The sequence below is a fragment of the Candidatus Bathyarchaeota archaeon genome (genome assembly GCA_026014745.1).
Taxonomy (GTDB): domain Archaea; phylum Thermoproteota; class Bathyarchaeia; order Bathyarchaeales; family Bathycorpusculaceae; genus Bathycorpusculum.
Genome location: JAOZHS010000003.1, coordinates 461,027 through 481,888, shown reverse-complemented (window position 1 = coordinate 481,888; position 20,862 = coordinate 461,027). Strand labels below are relative to the sequence as shown.

Annotated in this window: 20 protein-coding genes; 14 read left to right on the top strand and 6 right to left on the bottom strand. The window is 47.4% G+C overall.

Annotation, left to right across the window (positions count from 1 at the left end; translation table 11 throughout):
* Positions 1–22: 22 nt before the first annotated feature.
* Positions 23–862, top strand: a complete 840-nt coding sequence (locus tag NWE92_13665) for a hypothetical protein (GenBank protein MCW4030678.1) — start codon at positions 23–25, stop codon at positions 860–862.
* Here the strand turns inward: NWE92_13665 and NWE92_13660 are convergent.
* The gene (locus tag NWE92_13660; protein ID MCW4030677.1) at positions 827–2,668 is read right to left on the bottom strand and encodes a hypothetical protein; all 1,842 of its coding nucleotides are present in this window, start codon (positions 2,666–2,668) and stop codon (positions 827–829) included. The two genes, NWE92_13665 and NWE92_13660, sit on opposite strands and share 36 nt — an antisense overlap.
* A 215-nt stretch (positions 2,669–2,883) precedes the next feature.
* Here NWE92_13660 and NWE92_13655 point away from each other — a divergent pair, with 215 nt between their 5' ends.
* From NWE92_13655 to NWE92_13620, 8 genes are all read left to right on the top strand, one after another.
* A complete protein-coding gene (locus NWE92_13655; protein ID MCW4030676.1) occupies positions 2,884–3,162 on the top strand; it encodes an HgcAB-associated protein in 279 nt (92 codons plus the stop codon).
* The gene (gene arsM, locus NWE92_13650) at positions 3,159–3,986 is read left to right on the top strand and encodes an arsenite methyltransferase (protein ID MCW4030675.1); all 828 of its coding nucleotides are present in this window, start codon (positions 3,159–3,161) and stop codon (positions 3,984–3,986) included. The genes NWE92_13655 and arsM overlap by 4 nt, the downstream gene beginning before the upstream one ends.
* A 63-nt stretch (positions 3,987–4,049) precedes the next feature.
* Positions 4,050–4,631 carry a hypothetical protein gene (locus tag NWE92_13645; GenBank protein MCW4030674.1) on the top strand — a complete coding sequence of 194 codons (582 nt, stop codon included), beginning with the start codon at positions 4,050–4,052 and terminating at the stop codon, positions 4,629–4,631.
* Between the two features lie 66 nt (positions 4,632–4,697).
* Complete coding sequence (locus tag NWE92_13640; GenBank protein ID MCW4030673.1) at positions 4,698–6,014, top strand: right-handed parallel beta-helix repeat-containing protein; 1,317 nt, start codon at positions 4,698–4,700, stop codon at positions 6,012–6,014.
* A 331-nt stretch (positions 6,015–6,345) separates the two neighbouring features.
* Positions 6,346–9,381, top strand: a complete 3,036-nt coding sequence (gene ileS / locus NWE92_13635; protein ID MCW4030672.1) for an isoleucine--tRNA ligase — start codon at positions 6,346–6,348, stop codon at positions 9,379–9,381.
* 9 nt (positions 9,382–9,390) lie between these two features.
* Positions 9,391–9,567: a hypothetical protein gene (locus tag NWE92_13630; GenBank protein MCW4030671.1), complete on the top strand. Its 177-nt coding sequence runs from the start codon at positions 9,391–9,393 to the stop codon at positions 9,565–9,567.
* Positions 9,568–9,695: 128 nt separating this feature from the next.
* Positions 9,696–10,643, top strand: coding sequence for a hypothetical protein (locus NWE92_13625; GenBank protein ID MCW4030670.1), 948 nt, complete (start codon positions 9,696–9,698; stop codon positions 10,641–10,643).
* Between the two features lie 122 nt (positions 10,644–10,765).
* Positions 10,766–11,572: a hypothetical protein gene (locus tag NWE92_13620; GenBank protein MCW4030669.1), complete on the top strand. Its 807-nt coding sequence runs from the start codon at positions 10,766–10,768 to the stop codon at positions 11,570–11,572.
* A 46-nt stretch (positions 11,573–11,618) separates the two neighbouring features.
* On the opposite strand, the gene NWE92_13615 is transcribed toward NWE92_13620, so the two are convergent.
* Entirely contained in the window at positions 11,619–13,565 is a 1,947-nt protein-coding gene (locus NWE92_13615; protein ID MCW4030668.1) for a hypothetical protein, read from the bottom strand.
* A 313-nt stretch (positions 13,566–13,878) separates the two neighbouring features.
* Here NWE92_13615 and NWE92_13610 point away from each other — a divergent pair, with 313 nt between their 5' ends.
* The gene (locus NWE92_13610) at positions 13,879–15,066 is read left to right on the top strand and encodes a glycosyltransferase family 4 protein (GenBank protein MCW4030667.1); all 1,188 of its coding nucleotides are present in this window, start codon (positions 13,879–13,881) and stop codon (positions 15,064–15,066) included.
* On the opposite strand, the gene NWE92_13605 is transcribed toward NWE92_13610, so the two are convergent.
* From NWE92_13605 to NWE92_13595, 3 genes are read right to left on the bottom strand one after another with little or no spacing between them, the layout of a single operon-like run.
* Complete coding sequence (locus tag NWE92_13605; protein ID MCW4030666.1) at positions 15,058–15,579, bottom strand: hypothetical protein; 522 nt, start codon at positions 15,577–15,579, stop codon at positions 15,058–15,060. The two genes, NWE92_13610 and NWE92_13605, sit on opposite strands and share 9 nt — an antisense overlap.
* Positions 15,580–15,590: 11 nt before the next feature.
* Positions 15,591–16,952: a hypothetical protein gene (locus tag NWE92_13600; protein MCW4030665.1), complete on the bottom strand. Its 1,362-nt coding sequence runs from the start codon at positions 16,950–16,952 to the stop codon at positions 15,591–15,593.
* Positions 16,953–16,954: 2 nt separating this feature from the next.
* A complete protein-coding gene (locus NWE92_13595; GenBank protein ID MCW4030664.1) occupies positions 16,955–17,767 on the bottom strand; it encodes a GNAT family N-acetyltransferase in 813 nt (270 codons plus the stop codon).
* A 249-nt stretch (positions 17,768–18,016) separates the two neighbouring features.
* On the opposite strand from NWE92_13595, the gene NWE92_13590 reads away from it, so the two are divergent.
* Positions 18,017–18,715 carry a G1 family endopeptidase gene (locus NWE92_13590; protein ID MCW4030663.1) on the top strand — a complete coding sequence of 233 codons (699 nt, stop codon included), beginning with the start codon at positions 18,017–18,019 and terminating at the stop codon, positions 18,713–18,715.
* 67 nt (positions 18,716–18,782) lie between these two features.
* The gene (locus NWE92_13585; protein ID MCW4030662.1) at positions 18,783–19,103 is read left to right on the top strand and encodes a Rieske (2Fe-2S) protein; all 321 of its coding nucleotides are present in this window, start codon (positions 18,783–18,785) and stop codon (positions 19,101–19,103) included.
* Here NWE92_13585 and NWE92_13580 read toward each other — a convergent pair.
* Positions 19,100–20,023 carry a LysR family transcriptional regulator gene (locus tag NWE92_13580; protein ID MCW4030661.1) on the bottom strand — a complete coding sequence of 308 codons (924 nt, stop codon included), beginning with the start codon at positions 20,021–20,023 and terminating at the stop codon, positions 19,100–19,102. The genes NWE92_13585 and NWE92_13580 overlap by 4 nt on opposite strands.
* A gap of 200 nt (positions 20,024–20,223) precedes the next feature.
* Here NWE92_13580 and NWE92_13575 point away from each other — a divergent pair, with 200 nt between their 5' ends.
* Both NWE92_13575 and NWE92_13570 read left to right on the top strand, forming a co-directional pair.
* On the top strand, positions 20,224–20,574 hold the full coding sequence (locus NWE92_13575) for a DsrH/TusB family sulfur metabolism protein (GenBank protein MCW4030660.1): 351 nt from the start codon (positions 20,224–20,226) through the stop codon (positions 20,572–20,574).
* Positions 20,575–20,587: 13 nt separating this feature from the next.
* Entirely contained in the window at positions 20,588–20,812 is a 225-nt protein-coding gene (locus tag NWE92_13570; GenBank protein ID MCW4030659.1) for a sulfurtransferase TusA family protein, read from the top strand.
* Positions 20,813–20,862: the final 50 nt, after the last annotated feature.

The following is a 20,862-nucleotide window of genomic DNA, read 5'->3' as shown; positions in this document are numbered from 1 at the left end:
AAATTAACAGTCCCTTGAGGCAATGAACGGAAAAAAATTAGCCCTATTTTCTATATTGACCTTAATCGTTTTGCAAGCGATGTTTCCTTTTGTTTTGGCAAACCCTCAACCCGCAACTACTCAAGTTAGAATCTTCTTTCCCACCGATGCCATTGACTCAAGGCTTCATTACAGTTACCAAAACAGCACCGTAAACCTAACAATCACAGTAACTTATGTTAAAGAGGGACCCGCTGAACCGCCAAAAGTCAACTTCATATCGTATAGCATCGATGAGCAACCCTTGGTGTATCTGAGAAACCTCACGGTGAACAAGTGGTACTACTCTCCGTTTGACCAAGACATCACATCATATAGAACCAGTATCATCGTAGAAGGTCTCACAGAAGGTAACCACACCATATACGCTTACGCCAATGACCTCTCAACATATCGAACCTTCCCCGTGGATTCACACTACGTCGTACCCGTTCTGACAATTCTTTCTCCAACAAACCAAACCTACACCGATACTGTGCCCCTAACTTTTACGGTTAACACCAACTTTTCTGCTGCTTCCTATTTAATGTGGGATTGGAAAAAAATGGATACCCACTATAACGGTGAACTTAGCGAAAACTGTACCCTAGAGAATCTTCCAAGCGGAGACTACATTATCAAGGTATTTGCAACCGGTGAAAAAGGGGACTACCTTTCAGCAACGGCTTACTTCTCGCTTTCCCACTTCCCTTTGCTCGAGAGAACTCCCCCCGAGTTTCTATTCATGTTCATTCTATTTGTTCTAACTCTGGCTTCAACAGTGCTTGTGTATTTTAAGTGGCGCCGGTCAAAAGTGGTTGCGTCTTTCAGCATCCTGCTTTGAAGAGGCGGATTTAAAACAGCGTCTTTTAACGGAAACTGCGCCCAAAAAAAGTACCATTATTGCGCCAAGAGCTAGCAGCTTAATCATGATCGGCGTTCTTTGTGTTTGCTGTGTTTGTTCTGGTATTGTTACGCTCAAGTTTTTGAAGGCTACAACTCTGTCTTTGTTATTTGTCAGCATTACTGCTAGGCTCGAATTCGCGTTGTCATCGCTAATACTTTCTATACTTTTACCCTCAGAATCATATACTGTCGCTGTTACGCCGTCTTGTGTTATGCGGGCTTGAACTTTATACCACGTGTTTTCTGTCACAAGATCCGTAGTATTTAGAATAGCCGTTTGGGAGCACTTGTCTAATTCGCCCATTTCATAATCATCCACTCCTCTAATGTTGCAACTGTAACTGCTTTCGCTGCTTCTCCAGAGGAAAAAACTGAACTGATTATTGGTTGTCTGCTCAAAATCGTCAGGTACTCTTACCGGCACTGACCCTGCTGGGACGTCTACTGGCGTTGTCATTTGCATGTGTCGCCAAGATTGTATCTTTCCAAAAATACTTGCCAGCAAATCCATTTTTCTGTGCGTAACTGTTTTGCTCTCTGTCTTGATTATGTCGTGTTCATTTTCTAGGACGATAAATTCGCCAGTAAGATAGACTGCTGGACCCGAAACTTGGAAATCCAAAAAGTCCTCAACTCCTTGCATAGCCTTTAGTTCTTGATTGGCGGCTTCTACAGGCGTGAAAGTGTAATAATATCCAAGCCCATCCAACTCAATTGAAGTCTGTGGAAATCCAACGAACACCATGAGGCTCTCGCTATCTGCTCCTGCATATTCTTCGTTCCCACTCCAGCTAGTTCGAATGTAGTATGTGCCCGTTAAGTTAAAGCTCCAAACAAAAGAGTACTCTCCATGTCTGTCAGTTTTTGTTTCCATCGAATTGAAGGAGATTCGATCTTTGCTAAAGTACACCGAAACAGTGGCGTTCTCAAACGCGGGCGTAATTGAACCTGAGATTGTGAATCTGTTTTTTTCATCAGAGCTTAAATTGACGGATATTGATGATGCATGCGGCTTGGTTAATTGCGATGAAATTTTTGCAGGTGACGAATTCTCAGTTGCTTCGAGCGAAATAATGCAGGGTCTCTCTTCAACTAACAGGGGCGGCGCTTCTCCAACTTTCCAATTCACTGAGGGCGTGCACTCAGCTATCCAGTAAGTCTTGCCGTTCAATTTGTAACCTGTTGGTTTTTGCCCCCACAAGCTTGTCTGCGGCTCATCCTCTAGATAAACGCCGATGTTGATGTGGTGCACATCTTTGAAATAGAGCAAAACTACGTCTAACCCGCCCGCTTTCATTATTGAGGCAGCCAGAAGTGATAGTGAGTCGCATTTGCCATTGTTTTCTGCAAGGGTCTCTATGGGGTACTTTACGTCGTCAGTTTGGTAGGGAATTTGGTGGATTACATTTAGCACGGCGTTGGCGAATGCTTCATCGCTGCGTGGGCTGTTGCGGGTGAGTTCTTGGAGGTTTTTTGCAATGGGAGTGACTGCGTCGGGGGTTACAAGTTTTGAGTAATCACTATCGCCTATGATTTTGATGGTTTTCCCGCTATAGTAATCGTAGAGGGACGCTGGTACCGAAACGTGCAGTTCTTCACTGAATAATCCTGCGGTTGCGCCACAGTGGTAAGTGAGGTTGTAGTTGCCTGTGGAGGTTGGAGGCGTCAGCTGAGCTTCTGTCACGGACAGAATTAACATTGATGCGATGCAAATTGTTGTGAAAAGTGTTTTCTTATTCATCATTATGAAGCAGGTTTGTTTTGGATTAAAAGTATTTTTGTCAAACTTTCTTGACAAAACAGGTGTGTTTGTTTCTGGTTTAGTCACACTTTCTTGACTACAAAATCCGTCCGTGTTTTTTGATGTTGGTGTGTTGTTTTACGTGTGGGCGCCCTTATTTGTTTGATTTATCGTATTTTTCAGAAAAATCGGAAATGTTTATTTATTCGGCTGCTTTATTGGGAAAAGCAGTGATTGTTATGTCCTGCTGTGGAGACGACACCTGTAGAATCGACGCCATAGTTACGATGGATGCCAAAGGCCAAATCGTTCTGCCCAAAGACTTACGCGAAAAAGCCAACATAAAACCTAACGAAAAAATCGCAGTAGTCGCCTGCGAAAAAGACGGCGAAGTCTGCTGCATCATGCTCGTAAGAGCCGACCGCCTTGTAGGCGCCGTAACCCAAGTGTTGGGTCCACTCATAAAATCAGTAACTAACCCGGAGAATCACGTATGAAGGAAGAAAATATCAAAAAAGAAGTCAGAAACCGTTATGCAAAAGTCGCTAAAACCAGTGGCTCCTGCTGCGCCTCAAGCAGCTGCTGCTCAGCGCCGCCCTTAAACAAACAAGTAAGCAACCTCGTAGGGTATAGCGAAGACGAAATGAACTCTGTCCCCGAAGGCGCCAACCTTGGACTCGGCTGCGGAAACCCAACCGCGCTGGCATCCCTAAAAGAAGGCGAACGCGTCCTAGATTTAGGTTCAGGCGCAGGCTTTGACTGCTTCTTAGCCGCAAAGAAAGTGGGCAAACAAGGCAAAATAATCGGCGTAGACATGACCCCCGAAATGCTTGACAAAGCAAGAGCAAACGCAGCCAAAGGCAAATACACAAACGTCGAATTCCGCCTCGGCGAAATCGAGAACCTCCCCGTTGCCGACAACTCGGTGGATGTGATTATCTCAAATTGCGTAATCAATCTTGCTCCCAACAAAAAACGCGTCTTCGAGGAGGCCTACCGGGTTCTTGCACCTAACGGTCGAATAATGGTTTCAGATATTGTTTTGTTGAATGCTTTGCCTGAGGCAGTGCAGAAAGATGTCGAAGCATATGCCGGTTGCATAGCTGGCGCTGAACTAAAAGACAAATACCTCGACCTAATCCGTCAAGCGGGCTTTGGAGACGTAACTATAATCGACGAGAAAAACTATCCTCTTGAATTCATAATTAGCGAAGACGCATTCAAAGGCACCCTAGACAATCTAAACCTATCTTCCGAAGAGTTAAAGGCGACTGCAAACTCAGTTGTAAGCATCAAAGTTTCTGCCGTCAAAAAAGCCTAACTCTCCTTTTTGCAATCACTTTAAATACTCATTAGCGCTGACAAGCTATAAGCAGGCGACTGTATGACTCTTGATTGGAAGAAATGGACAAAAAATGACCTATTATTCGGCGTTGTTCTTCCCGTAATCGCTGTTTTCGTTATCTTTCTGATTTCCCAGTTGCAGTCTATCATCGGCGGAGAACCCGGCATTGTTATCGGCATAACTATGGAGCTTTTTGAGCTTGTCGTTATAACTGGCGTCCCGCTCGCGCTTGGATTGCTATGGAACCAGTGGGCAGGAGGCGCCTCAGGCTTTTTGATGGGTTCCCTCTATGCGTTGTACTGGTCTGGTAGTTATCATGGCATAAGTGGCTCTGGCGCATTGCTTTTGGCTTATGTTCTAAGCCCAATGCTGATTGGATACATGGCTGGCGCTCTCAATAAGCGCTCAGATAACTTCAAACGACTGCTAATATCGAGTGTTGTCTCTTGCACAATCGGCGGTTTAGCCCTGTTTTTCATGTTGAATGCCTCTTCTGCAAATTTAGTTACAGGCGTGACGGGGTTTGCTTTGACTGTTCTAACTCGCATACTGGCTGCTGTTCTGACGGCTGTTGTGGCAAAAGTCTTCTTCTGGTACGGCATGGGCACAAAAAAAGCATAAAAATCATTCAGAACTGTATTCGTAAATTTTATAACCGCAGAGCCACGCTGTTGTTTGGGTACAATTATGCAAAAGCTCGCTTGTGCAGCGTTGATTCTGCTGATGGTGTTCAGTGGCTTGTTTTTTGTTGTTCCAGTTCAGGGTGAGACTCACAAAAGCGGTTTGCTCACCTCAGATGCTACGTGGACTGCTGCAGAGAGTCCGATCGCATTAACGGGGCCAGTTGGAGTAAAAAATGGCGTAACACTCACCATTGAACCCGGAGTGACCGTTAAACTCGCTGGATTCTATATCCAAGTTAACGGAACCCTGATTGCAAAAGGCACCAGCGACAAAAGTATCTTTTTCGAGTCTCCGCCGACTTACCTTCTTAATGGCGCGCAACTAGAATTTACTTCTTCTAGTAGTGCCTGGGTTGAGCAGGCGGGTTCTGGCTGCCTAATTGAGAATGCACATTTTGTGAATGTTAGCGTGTCAGTGACGGGTGGTTCACCTAAAATTACTTCCTGCGTATTTCAATATACTGGTAGCTTTAGCAGTGGCTCCATTTTTGTTACAGCTGGTGCACCAATAGTTACGAAGAATACGATTACTTGCGGTCGAAACCAGAATGGAATTAACGCAGCCGGTGACGGCTATTTTGCCAATAATAAAATTACTGACTGCTGGATAGGAGTCACTGCTACTGGACAGGCAACCCTTGAGGGGAACGTAATTGAAAACTGTGTGCTTGCAGGAATATCATCTGACCCTGACAGTTTTAGCAGTTCAGTAACAATTAAGCACAACTACATCGCTAACAACAAATTTTGGGGCATTCAGGGCGGCGGCGACATCGAATATAACACTATCATAAATAATCAAGTGGGCATCCGCGACCCCCTATCTTCAACTGTTATCAGTCATAACAATATTGTGAACAACCGTGACCTAAACAACACTGTCCATAGCCTCTACCTTAAAGGTCCCTACAACATAGACGCAGCAAACAACTGGTGGGGAACCACAGACACCCAACTTATCAACCAAACCATTTATGACAGCCAAGATGACTACAACCTAGGAACTGTCAACTATGACCCCATCCTTACAGCTCCAGAAAACGACGCTCCCTCCTCCGATAATCTTGACCTTAACAACATAGCGCCCCTCCCAACATCGCCACCTGTAGCAACTGAGATGCCCCAAGCGACACAGTTGCCTCAAAACCAGACCAGCCAACCCAACTCGTCTACACCCCTCGGTGACCAATCCTCCAATCAAGCAACCCCCTCATTTGACTTCATCGGGGTGATTGTGGTTGTGGTGGTTGTTTTGGCTGTGGTTACGGTTGCGTTTTCCGTTTTCCGAGTTTATCGGCGCGTGGATAAAACAGCAGAGTAACATCCACCCTATTTGGCGTCTATTTGGATGCTAATATCCAAGGTATGCTGAAACGATAGAGGGGGAGGGGCGCAGCGGCATATTTGGTGCCTATTAGAAACTCTATGCAGAATCCTAAGAGGGGTAGGTCACTATTGGCAAAGAACAAGCGCATTAGCCTGTTGGAATCCTGTTAAAATCCCCGCACTTAAAACAAGGGAAGAGGGTATAGATGCTCTATCTAATGCATCCGCCAAACCTGATGAGCATGGGGTTGGATGATTTTTTCTCTGCCAAGGCGGTTTATACCTTAATATAGTCTTTTTGCGTATTTTGCGGTTTGGAGACGCATATGACTGCCCCCGTCGAAGCTGATCAACTGAGTTTACCTCCAAATTACGCTCCGCTTGAACTCGAAAAAGAAATCCGCGAATTCTGGATCCAAAACAAAATCCGAGAAAAACTCGAAGCCCTATCCCAAAGCCCAAACATTAAAGGCACCCTAGGCTACGTGGAAGGACCCCCAACACTCAACGGCATCCCCCACATTGGACACGCCCGTGGACGTATCCTAAAAGACATTCGGTACCGTTGGAAGACCATGGAAGGTTACTATATGCCGTTTTGGGCAGGATGGGACTGCCAAGGCTTACCCGTAGAGTTAGAAGTTGAAAAAATCCTTGGCGCCCGCAACAAACGTGAATCCATCGAAAAATACGGCATGGAACGCTTCATAGAAGAATGCAAAAAAGCAATTATGCGCTACCACCAGATGTGGCTTGACGCCGACAGCCGACTCGGCATCGCCATAAACCAAGACAAAGCCTACTGGACTTATAAGGACAGCTACATCGAGCGGGAATGGGGCATCCTCAAACGCGCCTGGGACCAAAACCTCCTCGAAGAAGGACACTACGTCGTCGCGTATTGCCCCGGCTGCCAAACCAGCCTCTCCAGCGCCGAAGTCGGATACGAGGGCAGCTACAAAGAAGTCGAAGACCCCAGCCTTTACTTCAAATTCAAAGTCACAGGCACACAAAACGAGTACTTCTTGGTCTGGACCACCATGCCTTTCACAGTAATCACCGACACTATGCTCGCCGTGCAACCCAACGCCCAATACGTCAAGGTGCAGGTCGGCGAAGAAGTCTGGATTATGGTGCAACAACGGGTTGAGGCAGTTATGGCGGAACTCGGCATCGAAACCTACCAAATCGTCGGCAGCGTCCAAGGCAAAACGCTTGAAGGCGCCGCATACGATTATCCGCTCAAGGATATTATCCCTAAGCAGGCGGAAAACGAAACCAAACACCCTCTGGTGCATCACGTCATAGCCGAGGACTTCGTTGAAGTAGACACCGCAACAGGCGTCGTCCACCTCTCACCTGGCAACGGCGAAGACGACTTCTGGGCAGCGCAGCGCAGAGGCGTCCCAATCTACGCGCCGTTTGATGATGAAGTCAAATTCACCAAAGACGCAGGAGCCTTCGCAGGCGTATTCGCAAGAGACGCCGACATGCCCCTCGTCGAGGAACTCCGAAGCCGCAACGCCTTCGTGAAAATCAAAAAAATCAAACACGAATACCCCACCTGCTGGCGCAGCCACCACCGTCTCGTCTGGCTCGCCCGCAAAGAATACTTTTTACGCACAGACAAAATCAACCAAAAAGTACTCGAAGCAGCCGAGAAGGTGGCATATTTCTATGAGGAACCCAAAAACCGCTTCTTAGGCTTTTTAAAAGAAGGCAAACCCTGGTGTATCAGCCGTGAACGTATCTGGGGCACGCCGCTGCCCATGTGGACCTGCCCAGAATGCGGCGAAAAACGCCTCGTCACCAGCAAACAAGAACTCGTAGAATCCGCGCAGGAACCCATCCCCGCCGACTTCGAGCTGCATAAGCCCTGGGTCGACCGAGTCACACTCAAATGCGGCAAATGCGGCGGCGTCATGCGCAGAGAGGACTTCGTGCTCGACACATGGCATAACAGCGGCGCCTCACCCTACGCGCGCTTTACAGATGAGGAATACGCGCGGTTTGTACCTACCTCATGGTTAACGGAAGGTATTGACCAAACCCGCGGCTGGGCCAACTCGTTACTGCTTGAACACGTCATATTCACGGGCAAAGCCGAAGCGCCTTATGGCGCATTTCTGTTTCAGGGATTAACACAGGATGCGAAGGGACGCAAAATGAGCAAAAGCCTCGGCAACGTCGTCCAGACCAGCCAGCTTTTGGAGAAAAACAGCGCGGACCTCTGCCGCTTCTACATGACCCGCAAATGCAGCCCCACCGACTTCATGAGCTTCGACCTCCAAGAACTAACCCGCCGCAGCTACCAAGTACTCTCCACCCTCTATCACCTGAGCCGCTTCTTTTTACAAAACGCCACCTTCGACGGCTTCACCCCCGAAAGGTATTCAGTGCAATGGGCATTTGATTCCAAGAAACTGCAATCCGCTGACCTATGGTTGCTCTCAAAGATGCAGGCTCGCATCGAAGACTACACAGGCAAGCTGGAGCGCTGCGAATTTAACGCTGCCGTGGCGGTACTGGATGATTTTGTCATCGAAACGTTCAGTCGACTCTATGTGCCAATGATTCGCAAGGAACTCTGGACCGATGACCCAGACACTTTTGAGCGGCGCCAAACCATCTACGCCCTGCTTCATAGCGCGCTTAAAACCGTCACGCTGCTCTTCAACCCCATCACGCCGTTTCTGAGTGAGGCGCTCTACCAAAAGGTCTATCGACCATTTGAGCCTACGCTTCCTGAAACCGTTAACATGGCGCCTTGGCCTGTTCCCGACGAGAAACTCCGCAACGCCGCACTAGAAGCAGATTTCGATTTGCTACTAAAAGCCGTCTCCATCGCCAACGCTGCCCGCCAGACTGGTAAGCTTAAGCGACGTTGGCCGCTTAGCAAACTCATTGTGGTTGCACCCGAAAAATCCCTCTCGGCGCTTAAGGCGCTTGAGCCGTTACTGCTGGATTTGACTAACGTGAAATCCGCCGAATACGTCAATGCGGTGCCTGAGTTTGTAGGCGGGGAAAATTGGGTTAGCAGCCAAGAAAATGACTTAACAGTCTTCATCAGCGGTCAACGCGACGATAAACTGCTCGGCGAAGGCATCATGCGTGATTTAGCGCGTCGCGTGCAGGCGTTGCGTAAAGAGATGGGCTTCACTCCCACCGACGTCTTGGACTCCGCGCATATCGCTGAACTCGACGCTGAAAGCATGACTCTTTTGGAGCCGTACCTTGAAGAAATGGCGGGGCTGATTCGCACAGGAAAAGTCTACCTGCACAGCAAACGCGGGGAAGTTGACGAAGCTGACTGGCACGAATCCGAGTTAGATGGCAAAAAAATCTTCCTCAACATCCACTGAGGCACCCCGATGGCGCAAACCAACAACAACCACATCTACAAATGCCCGCATTGCGCTTGCATCTTTAGCACCCGAGCCGATCTGCAGAGCCATATTGACGCGTTTGGCAACAGCAAAGGTCAACACGAATACCAATACAACAGTACCCATGGTAGATTGGAGCACGGTTTTAGCAGCGAAGAATAACCTCGTTGTTGCTTGAGTGCCTCAAAGAGGTACCCCTCCCTTATTTAGTGTACCTAAAGGCAAACCGTTCGCTCTAAGCGATAAGTAAACCTCATAAAGCAACAAAACCAATAAGCAACCGGTGCTAAATGGCAAAGAAAGCTGTTGGTTTGCTGGTAATCGCCTTAATTTTGGGTCTTGTTTTATTGCAAGGTAGCCGAGGGGTTGCAACTTATAATCCGTTTCCAGCCAACCCGACTTCAGAAACCCCCACTTTGACCATAAAGAGCCCCAAAAACTTTGACACATACAACATATGCGGTGCGCCTCTTAATTTCCGTGTCACCCAGCCGTATTCTTGGATTTTTGCCTATGATAACTTGCATATTGGCGATGTAGCAAACATAACCGTATTTCTGGATAGAGAACTTATCGAGTGCTTCTCTTACAATCCTACGGATGTCTCTGCAGATTACTCTCTTATGCTAAACGCGTCCGCTCTAGGCAGGCACGAAGTAAAAGTCACCGTGCTTTCCTACGCCTACTATACGACTCCCATGTATCCCAGCGAAAACAGTCTTGCCCCAATAAGCTACAATGGAGAACCACTCTACCAGCATCCACAAAGTGTCTCTCTCACAGTCTATTTTATGGTAGAACCCCCAAAAATCGAGATTCTCTTCCCAAAAACCACCACCTACAACGAAAACTCGGTTTTGCTAATGTATTCAATTAACCAGACAACATCCCAAACATACTACAGCCTTGATGGACAAAACAACATAATGGGTCCAGCCGATTCAACCCTGGATTATTTAACGAATAATGGTCTTGATGCCTATGTTTTTTCAACAGTTTTAACCGATTTGCCTAACGGCAGTCATAAGGTGACTGTTTATGCCGAAGATACGCTTGGTAATAGGGGCAATCAAACGGCGGATTTTACTGTTGAAGTCCTCCAATCTGATGCACCCTCTGCTCCCTTGTTTGAGCTAAATGTTGCGTTTGTCATCATACCCTTCGCGGTGGTAGGCGTGTTTGCTGGTCTATTGCTTTTTAGAAGGCATCAAAAAGTTACTGCTTTGGAGGCAGTATAATGCAAAATCTCAAAAGATTACCGCACTATTGCCAACTGGTATGTAGACTGAAGAAGCCCGTTATCTGTGTAATCGCAGTATTGCTTGTTCTTCTGGTTTGTTTACAAGTTTGTGGTTTTACTATGGCTAATCCTGTTCCATGGCCAAAGACGCCCAATCTCGAAGAAAAGCCTACTTTGACCATAAAAACCCCGCAAAACTATTCTTCATATGGTGTGGGCAATGTGGCTCTTGATTTTTCCGTGGTCAAGCCAGATTCATGGCTTATTAACTATGACTGGTTTTTCAACCTTGGACAGATTGCTAGTATTGATGTGTCTTTAGATGGCAAATCGTGTAATTCTGCAGATTATTCTCAGGCGTTAAAGCAGTTGGCTTTAGGGATGCATCAATTAAACATCACAGTGCTATCTTATGCTTACTATATGGAGCCAATTCCTGGGATTGAAAATATTCCGGGCAGATTTGTACCTTATCAATATCCAATAGTTGTCTCTGACATAGTTTACTTTACTCTTGAGCCTCCAAAAATCCAGATTCACTCTCCCCAAGCTACAACCTACGACAAGTCTTCGGTTTCGCTAATTTATTCAATCAACCAATCCGCTCCCCAACTGTACTACGTCCTCGATGGGCAAAACACTACTGAAACAGGCAAGACAACCTTCAATTATATAGCCCAAGACGAACTCAACGCCACCCTATACGCCACAATCCTGACTGGCTTATCAAACGGCTATCACAAGGTAACCGTCTATGCCACAGACGAAGTGGGCAATTTAGGGAGCCAAACGGTGGAGTTCACAGTCGAAAATTCCAACTCGACAGATTCTAATGTCCTTCTTTATGGGCTTGTGTTTGCTATTATTCCCGTTGCAGCCGTTTGCTTAATTGTGGGTCTAAGAACTTATCAAAGAAAAAAGGGGTAGCTAATCGCTGCCTAACGATAGAATACCCTTTGGCGTTTTTCATCGTTTATTGGCGTTTTGGCTTTTTGTGTGTCCACACGCCAAACAGCAGTAGGGCAACAAAAAATGCAACAACCGTCGTTCCGAAAGGTGCTTCTGGCACTACCAGGGGTGTTTCTGGCGGAATGAGCACCGTGAATTGTTGTACGGCATCAAAGTTTTCTGCGGGCGCAGGGTAAGTTACTGCCCATGGGTATAGTGTGTCGTATCCCCCAAACACGTCATCGTAGGGAAAGCTAACCGTGTAAGTATTCCCTGAGATGGTTGGCGTTCCGTAATAGAGTCGCGTGCCTCCGTCGTTGAGTTCAGCTGCCACCCAGCTTTGTTTGCATCTAATCACTATTTCAGGGACTCCACCCAGCTCGGTATCCACTGGAATCGCGAAGTAAACCAAATCTGCAAAGGCGTAGTTTTCGTAGAATGTTACTATTATTTTGAGGTTACTTCCGTCTTTGTAGAAGTTTATGGATTGGATGTCTCTGCCGTCGGGTATGTCTACTTCGTTGGGGTCCGATACGGATTTTATTGCTCCAAGTGGCACTACTGTTTCTGTTGGGTAGAATGTCCATGTTTCGCTCCATGGTCCCCAGCCGTAGGTGTTGTATGCTTTAACTTTCCATGAATAACTGTGACCATGCACTAATGTTGGGCAAGTGTATGCTGTGGAGCTTGAAACGCTGCTATCAACAAGGGTTGCGTCGGTTTGGTCGTATAATTCGTATGTGTATTGGCTTGCTCCCGTTACTGGATGGATTGTAAGTAGCGGTGTGTTTGTGTAAACGTTGACGCCGTTTGATGGGTTCATAAGTAATGGCGCTAAAGGCACATCGTCCATAGGCCAGTCTACCGTGAATTGTGGTACAGCTTCAAATGTTTCTCCCGGCGCAGGGTAGCTTACTAGCCACGGGTAAATTATATCGTATCCCCCAAAAACATCCTCATATGGGAAGACAACTGTGTAGGTATTCCCAGAGATTGTTGGTGTTCCATAATAGAGGTTTGCGCCTCCATCCTTGAGTTGGGCGGCTACCCAACTTTGTTTACATCTAATCTCAATCTCGGGAACTCCGCCTAAGATTGTGTCTACGGGTATGGCAAAGTAGACTAGGTCCGCAAAGGCATAATTCGCGTAGAAGGTTACAATAATCTTGAGGTTAGCTCCCTCTCTGTAGAAGTTTATGGACTGAACATCTCTGCCGTCAGGTATATCTGCTTCGTTAGCGTCGAATACAGATTCTAATGCTCCAGCTGGCACAACTGTTTCTGTTGAGGTAAATGTCCATGTCGCGCTATAAGGTCCCCAATCAACACTGTTATGCGCCATGACTTTCCATGAGTAACTATGCCCATACACAAGTGTTGGGCATGCATAGGTCGATGATGCTGAAACGCTGCTATCAACAACGGTTGCATCTGTTTGGTCATAGAGGTAATAGGCGTAGAGGTCTGCTCCTGTTACTGGCTCCACCGAAAGTAGTGGTGTGTTGGTGTAAACGTTAGCTCCGTTTGCGGGGCTCGAAAGTGTTGGCGCGGGAGGTGAACCCTCAACTGGCCAGTCAACGGTAAACTGTGACACAGCCTCCATTGTCGGAAGCCCATAAGATACTAACCAGGGGTATATTGTGTCATATCCTCCAAACACGTTCTCATAGGGAAAAGTAATCGTATAGGTGCTACCTGAAATCACAGGGGTTCCCCAATACAAATAGGCGCCGCCCGCATTTGGTTGAGCGCTCACAAAACTTCTCTTGCAGGTGATTCTAATCTCGGGGAGTCCGCCTGAAACGGTGTCTACAGGTATCGCAAAATATGGTGAAGGGTCAGTGTAGGCGTAGTTGGCATAGAATTTGACGACTATTTTGAGGTTGTCTCCGTCTTTATAGAACGATATTGACTCAACATCGTAACCGTCGCTAACGTCGGGTTCGTTTGCGTCAGGAATCGACGTTAACAAGGTTGTTTCTGCCCTGGCTGGGGGGCAACAAGACGGAACTAAACAGCCTATCACAATTAGGGATAAAAATAATAATGCACTAACACGCTTCAGTCTCCTCAATCTCCTCTCCACAGTATTGACTCAAATTCAAAAATTATGATTTATAAATCTTATTTCTATCATGTAAGCCCTCTATATCAGTATGCGCTAATTCTAATTGCGGGCGGCTCTGCTGGTGTGTCCCTGTCAAAAAGGTGCCTGCAGTCGGCTTTTGCGTAGCGGTGCAACTTATATTTACAGCCCGCCTACAATAAACCCGGAAGATGCCTGTATGGATAGGTTTCGGTTAGCCGTATTCAACACTCAACCGCCTCACCTCTACTTCGGTGGAGTCGAGCGACGCATAATCGAAACCACCAAACGCCTCCAAGCACACGCCGACATCGCCATCTACAGCGCCACAAAAGCAGGCTTCCAAACCCCAACCAAAATCAACGGCATCGAGATTATCCCCTGCAAATCCACCGACCGCCTCTACCCCCTAGACAACTGGGGCTTCAACCGCAGCCTAACCCACACCCCCAGCGCCTACAACTTCGACATATATGAAGCTCATACCATAAGCGGCTACGGCTTCCCCGATGCGCTAAAAAAACGCGGCCTCAAAAAGCCATTTATCCACGTTATTCATGGTCCCCTCGCTGACGAATATGAGCAGGCCAAAGCCAGCGGCAGCCAATCCGCCCGCGACCGCCTTGCCAACCTTAACATGAAGCGGCAGGCAAACATGGAAGAGGCAATGGCTAAAAAAACTGACCTAATTGTTGCCGTTAGTCAATATTCCAAAGGCAAAATGCTCCAGTACTACAATCTTGAGGCTTCTAAAATCCGTGTAGTACCTAACGGAGTTGACATCGAAAAATACGTGCCCAAACCCGCTTCCGAAGAGAAGAAACGCCGATTCGGCTTAGGCGCAGAACCTTGTGTGCTGTTTGTTGGCAGCTTAATCCCCCGCAAAGGCTTGCCGTATTTGGTTGAAGCCGCTAAAATCGTGATTAAAGCGCAGCCCACAGTCAAGTTTGTGCTTGTCGGCGATGGACCCCTAAAACCCCAACTCACAGCCACGCTTCAAGCTGCTGGTTTGCTGGGCAACTTTATGTTTCTAAGAAACCTCACAGAGGATGATTTAGTGGGCATTTACAGTTGTGCGGATGTGTTTGTGTTGCCCTCTGTTCAAGAGGGGCAGGGGATTGTTTTGTTGGAGGCGCAGGCTTCGGGTGTACCTGTGGTGGCGTTTGGCGTGGGCGGCGTCAACGAAGCAGTACGTAACGGCGAAACAGGGCTACTTATAGAACGCGGCGACACCAACGCGTTGGCTGATGCATTGCAAAAAATCCTCTCCGACAAAACCCTGCGCGATAAGATGGGTATAGCTGGGCGTCGCTTTGTCACAGAAAATTACAGTTGGGACCTATGCGCCAAGCGGATGTTGGCTCTTTATCGGGAAGTTTTAGGCTAAAGGCACATCGACTGATTTGGCTAAGCGCCTAAAGCCGTCTTCGTCCATCCATTCCGTCCAGAGGTAGGTGCGGATGCGTTCGTCGCTTAGGCCGAGTCGGCGAGCTTCTTTGACAGTGTAGCGGTAGGCTTCGATTTCTGTGGGTCGATCCACATATTCGTATCGGGGGTCGAAGAGTTCGCGGCCTTCCATAAATTGTTTTACGTGGCAGAGTTCGTGGATTAAGTCAAGGTAGATGAAGGTTCTGTCGCCGTTGTTGAGGTAGCCTTTGCTTACTACGAGGTGGCCGTCGTCGCCGTCGACATACATGTATCCCATTACCCAGCTGAGTTCAACTGTGAGGTGGCTAAGTACCTCGTCGGTTTTTTCGCCGAAAATTGCTTGGACGGCTTTGACTTTGTGGAATCCTTTGAAGTATTCTGAGAAGATGACTTTTTGGTTGCCGACGCCGAGCAGGTTTATGGGAAGCTTTCGAAGAACCCTTAGAATCTTAAACATAGCCTGCTCCGCCATCTCATTTGCCCCTATTTGTATTCGGCGAGGTAATCCACTTTCATGCCTTCCCGCACAAGCTTTGAGAGGTCATCTATGCAGCTGACGCTGGCATCGATGTTTTGGTATGTGGGGTGACGCCAAATTTGTTCTGGCGCAAGATTAAACTGCAAAGGAATCCTGCCTCTGACGTGATATTTACTGGTCAAATCCTTAATTAATCGACCCTCGATAGAGGCTTTTCTGGCGGCTGTGTAGCTTTGCAGTAGCAACGGAGACGCAAACACGCCTACGCCATGCCAAACCGCGCCATCCTCAGGTGAACCCATAGAGTACAAGAAAAACTGCGGCGAAGAAGGCGTTTCGGCAAAACTGTAATTAGCCAACTTCTCGCCAGAAACCGTGAAGTCATCATCGCATATTGCGACTGCGACGTCTTGGGGGTCAGCGGCGTTGGGATAGAGCACGGTGGTTTTGTATTTGACTACGACTTCTTTGAGTTTGTTTCCTTCGAAGTGGAGTTTTCCGCGTGCTGCCCTCTTTGACCCGAAGCCTTTGGGGGAATGGGGAATGGTGAGCAGGGTGGTGCGTTTGGTCATGCTGCGTCCCATACAGGTGTAAGCTTCGTTTATGGCTTCGTAGTCGCGGTGGCTTTCGCTTATGATGTGATGCATTAAGCCGTCCTTGTTTTCGGTTTTTAACATAGACAGCGGTAAGCGTAACACGTAGAGTCCAAAGTTCACGCCAAAAACTTCTGATAACTCGTCTAGCTGCCTGTACTTGACGGAATCCACAAAATCCAGATAGGAACCTTTGCAGCAATCAAGTTTTTCGTTGATGAGTTCTAAATCTTTTTTGGTGATTAGTTTGTTCTCATATTTTTTGGTGAAGTCGGCGTCGATTTTGAGGTTGTCTGTTTTGATGTTTGCGGCGGGAAATGCACTTTGCCCCGAATCCATGATTGAGTGTCTTAGCGGATTTATGGAGTAACGGTCTGCTTCTACGTCGTCAGTGTTTAGAAGGAAGGGAACAATGTAGCCTTTCGGGGGCTGTTTGAGGCGTTCCACAAGTGCCTCGATGTCGCCATTGTCGGGTTGATGCAGCCCCACTTCATCGAAGTAGTTGCCACAAGCCTCCAAAAGCCGTATGCCCACAATGCCCTGAATCTCTTCCACTGTCAATTGGGGGTTAGAGTATTCCACTGAGCCACGCAAGAAGAATTTGTCTTCTAAAAAGAGCACTTCTACTCTTTCGCCATTTATGCAGCGACAAAGAGTTACCTCTCTTGGGTGATGTTCGGCTTTAAAGAGGGGCAACTGCTTCACCAGCGCCTCGATGCTGTCCCACGAATTCTTCAGAAAGTCCACTAACAGCGTTTTTGCATGATCTTCCATAATTATCCGCGTTCCAGAGATTCAGCCAAGTATATACAATTTTTTGCGGTCACTTGCCCTAAATACATCCTTGTAACGGAGAATTCCTCACTAAACCCTGCAGAAGTTAGCGCTAAGTGGAGGGGCGAATCCTTGGGTGTGACGGCATAGACGGTTTTGTCGCCAAGCCTCGAGACCATGGTGTTTGTGAGTGCCGTTGCGGCTTCAATGGTTTGGGCGATTAAAGGTCCAATCCACGCCGTATGCTCATAAACCGTAGCCGCCACATACCCTGCCAAGTTGGTGCCGTCGAAAATGCAGAAGCTTCGGTTATCGGGGTCTTCGATGATGGATTCCAGTAGCCGTTTTCGGTCGCCGCCAAAACAGGCTTGGTCCAAGGCCTCAACTATTGCTATCCATTGGCTGCCTGTTCGAGGTAGCTCCTCGGCAGCTTCTACGCGTGGATTCTCTGCTTTTAGTAACGCGAAGTCTATGTCTGCTCTGAAGCCTAAACTTTCGTAGAAGCCTCTAAGGTGGGGATATGCATAGAGTCCCACCGTTTTTACGCTAATGCTCTGCAGATACTCTACTGCGTATGTTACGAGTTGTCTGCCTACGCCTCTTTTGCGGTACTGGGGTTCCACGATGAGGTTGCCAAACCAACCCAGCTTGCCATAACCGACGCAGGTTGCTATTCCAATGCGTTTTGAACCGTCAAAGGCAACGAGGCAACCCTCAGGTTCCAGCATAGCCATGAATTCGAAGTCTTGGGTAGCCATGCTCCAATCCATGGTGTTGGCTAAATCCACCGCGAAATCGTAATCCTCTGTCTGCATTGGTTTTATTTGGATCATACAAAGAAGCTTTGTAGGTCGCCTAAATTAAAGTTGATTATTGCATCTTGTGGTGTGCGTCTGCAACAACAAAGCGTTTTATTTGCCCTTTCCCTTGTTTGTGGTGTCACCCATATTGGGTGAAACGGGTCAGTCTTCTTTCCCTTTGCATTCTGGCGATTTTTTTTGGTAAAGCACAGTGGGCGTGTTGTTCTAGTTGTGGGTGTTTGGCTTGTTTTGCTAGTGGGTTCGATGTTTTCACTAAACTTCTTGTCCGATTATCTTGGCTCTCATAGGCATAGTGTAACAAGTCTAAGTTGGGCGGGATACGTCATCACCGACTGCGTAGTAAACGACGAATTAGACATTTATGCCGTTAGTGCGTCTTGGGTGGTGCCTCAAGTGAATGTTTCTGGTCCTGCGGGGCATTCTTCGGTTTGGATAGGCATCGGTGGGCAAGCGGATAAATCGCTAATTCAGGTGGGTACCGAACATGACTTAGTGGGGGGTAATGCTGTTTATAGTGCTTGGTACGAGTTGCTGCCTGACTATGCCGTGACGGTGTCCGACATAATTGTTAGCCCCTTTGATGTGATTTCGGCTTCGATTAGCCTCACTGATTCCAGCCGAGATGAATGGCTTATCCAAATAAGTGACCTCACCACGGGGCAGAGCTTTCGCGAGTCCTTCATCTATAATTCAACGCGGTCCTCAGGTGAATGGGTAGTGGAGCGTCCAACCATTAACAATCAAATGAGCAACCTTGTTGACTTCGGAACCGTAACTCTTAGCGACTGCCAAATAAACGTTAACGGAACCGTCGGAGTCATCGGCAACTTTACAGCTTCTAGGGTTCAAATGACTAACCAACAAAACGGGCTCTTAGCCTCGGTGTCGCCGCTCAACGCTGCCGAATCAGGCTTTTCCGTCAGCTTCGTCACCACCGCATAGCCACAACAGAAACGGCTGTCTATGAGAAAGCTTATCTTACAAATTGCCGTAAACAACTTGATGGCTTATGGCAAATCAAGACGATTATTTTGAAGGCATCGCCGAATCAGAATTATCCGAGGGCGCAATGAAGCACACCTACATCAACGGCAACCCTATACTTTTCGTAAAGCAACATGGACAAATCTACGTCCTTGACAACAGATGCCCCCATATGGGCTGCGCCTTTAGCAGCGGCAAACTTGATGGCGATTTGATTATTTGTCCCTGCCACGAATGGCGCTTCAACCTAAAAACTGGCGAATACGAAAAAGAAGACGCCTTCACATTAACCTTCTATGAGTGGAAAATGAAGGACGGAAAAATCTGGGTTTATTTGCCCTTTTAGAATTCAGGGCATGCAACGGTTTGGTCTTTGAATTTGTATTCTTTGCAGAATTCCCAGAAAACCTCTGAAGGCTTAAGCAGCGCCATTTTAGGTCTTACCATGTAGAGCTTACGGGTTTTTGTGGCTTCTTCAATGCGTATTACGTTTATGAATCCTGCAGCGAGTGCTTTCTGTGCTGCTATCGAGGACAGGATGCTTATGCCGCGTCCCTCTGAAACCGCAGTCAAAACCGACTCGGTGCTGCCCAACTCAAACACTACTTTTAGTTCCTCCAGTGTGTAGCCGTTGTTTTTTAGGAGTTGCTCAATTTCAAGCCTTGTTCCTGAGGTTTCTTCACGGTTAATGAAGGGGTATGAGAGGATTTCGGCTAATTTGACGGTTTTCCGCTTCGCCAACGGGTGATTGCAGGCGGCTACCAGTACAAGTTGCTCTTCGCCGACTTCGAGGAAATCAAATTTTTCTTCAAAGCCCCGAATTGTGCCCACCCCCGCAAAATCGACGGCGCCGTTTTGGAGGCTGGTGAGGCTGCTTAGGCTGTCTTCAGCTTTTATTTTGAATTTCACGTCGGGGTGATGCTTTTGGAATTCAGCAATGAGTCCGGGGATGATGTGCTCTTCAGGTATGGTGGATGCGGCGATGCGTACGATGCCTGAGAGGGTGTGTTTGGATGCGGAGATTTTGGCTTTTGCGGCTTGGGCTTCTTGGAGAATTTTTTCGGCAGATTCTTTTAGGATGCGTCCTTCGTCGGTGAGGTCGACGCCGATGGGGGTGCGTTTGAAGAATTCTGCCTCAAAATATTCTTCCAGCGCGGCGATGTGGTGGCTCACAGTGCCTTGGCTGGTTTGGAGTTCTTTGGCTGCAACTGAGAAATTGTGGGTTCGAGCGACAGTAAGGAAGGTGTTTAAGTAGTCTAGTCTCATGGCTTTGACCTTGGAAGATTTTGCTGTGATATTATTGTTTATGTGGCTATTTAAGCCACACTTCCAAACCGCTAAGACTGATTCGTCTGGATGCTTGCCGAAACGTTGTGTTTGTGCGTGGTTTTATGGCTTGGTTGATGGAAACCGTTAAATTAAATACTTTAATAGTCTCTATTCACCTATTTGGCAGGCGATATGTTATGGTAACCTTTACTGTTATAATTTTCGAATCCCCTTACGCTAAAGAACGTGCCCTCTCAGCTCTGCGATTCGCATGGACCGCCGACCTCGAAGGCAACAAAGTCAACATATGGCTATTTGAAAACGGCGTTTACCTCGCCAAAAAAGGCCAAAAACCCGCCCAAGGATTAACTAACTACGGTCAAATGCTTGCCGACCTCATCGCGGGCGGCGTAGAAGTTAAAGCCTGTGGTGTCTGCGTGGAAGCACGCGGCTTAACCCAAACTGACCTCCTCGACGGCGTTAAACTTGCAACTGTCCATGATCTTGTTGAGTGGACCACTAACAGCGACAAAGTCCTAACCTTCTAAGATAGGTGATTTTGTGAGCGTTGAGAAGCTTGATGTTAAAGGCAAAATGTGTCCGATTCCTGTGGCGTTTACGAAGCGTAAGCTTGACGCGATGATTTCGGGGCAGTTGCTTGAGGTTACTGGCGAGGGTGAGTTGGAGTTTGATAATGTGCAGCGTTGGGTTAAGAACAACGGGCATGAAGTTGTTGAAGCCTCAAAGGTTGAGGGCGAGTTTAAGATTTTGATTAAGCGAAAATAGTTTTCTAATCAATATTTCTAATATTTTCAATAAAAAATTTTAATAATGGT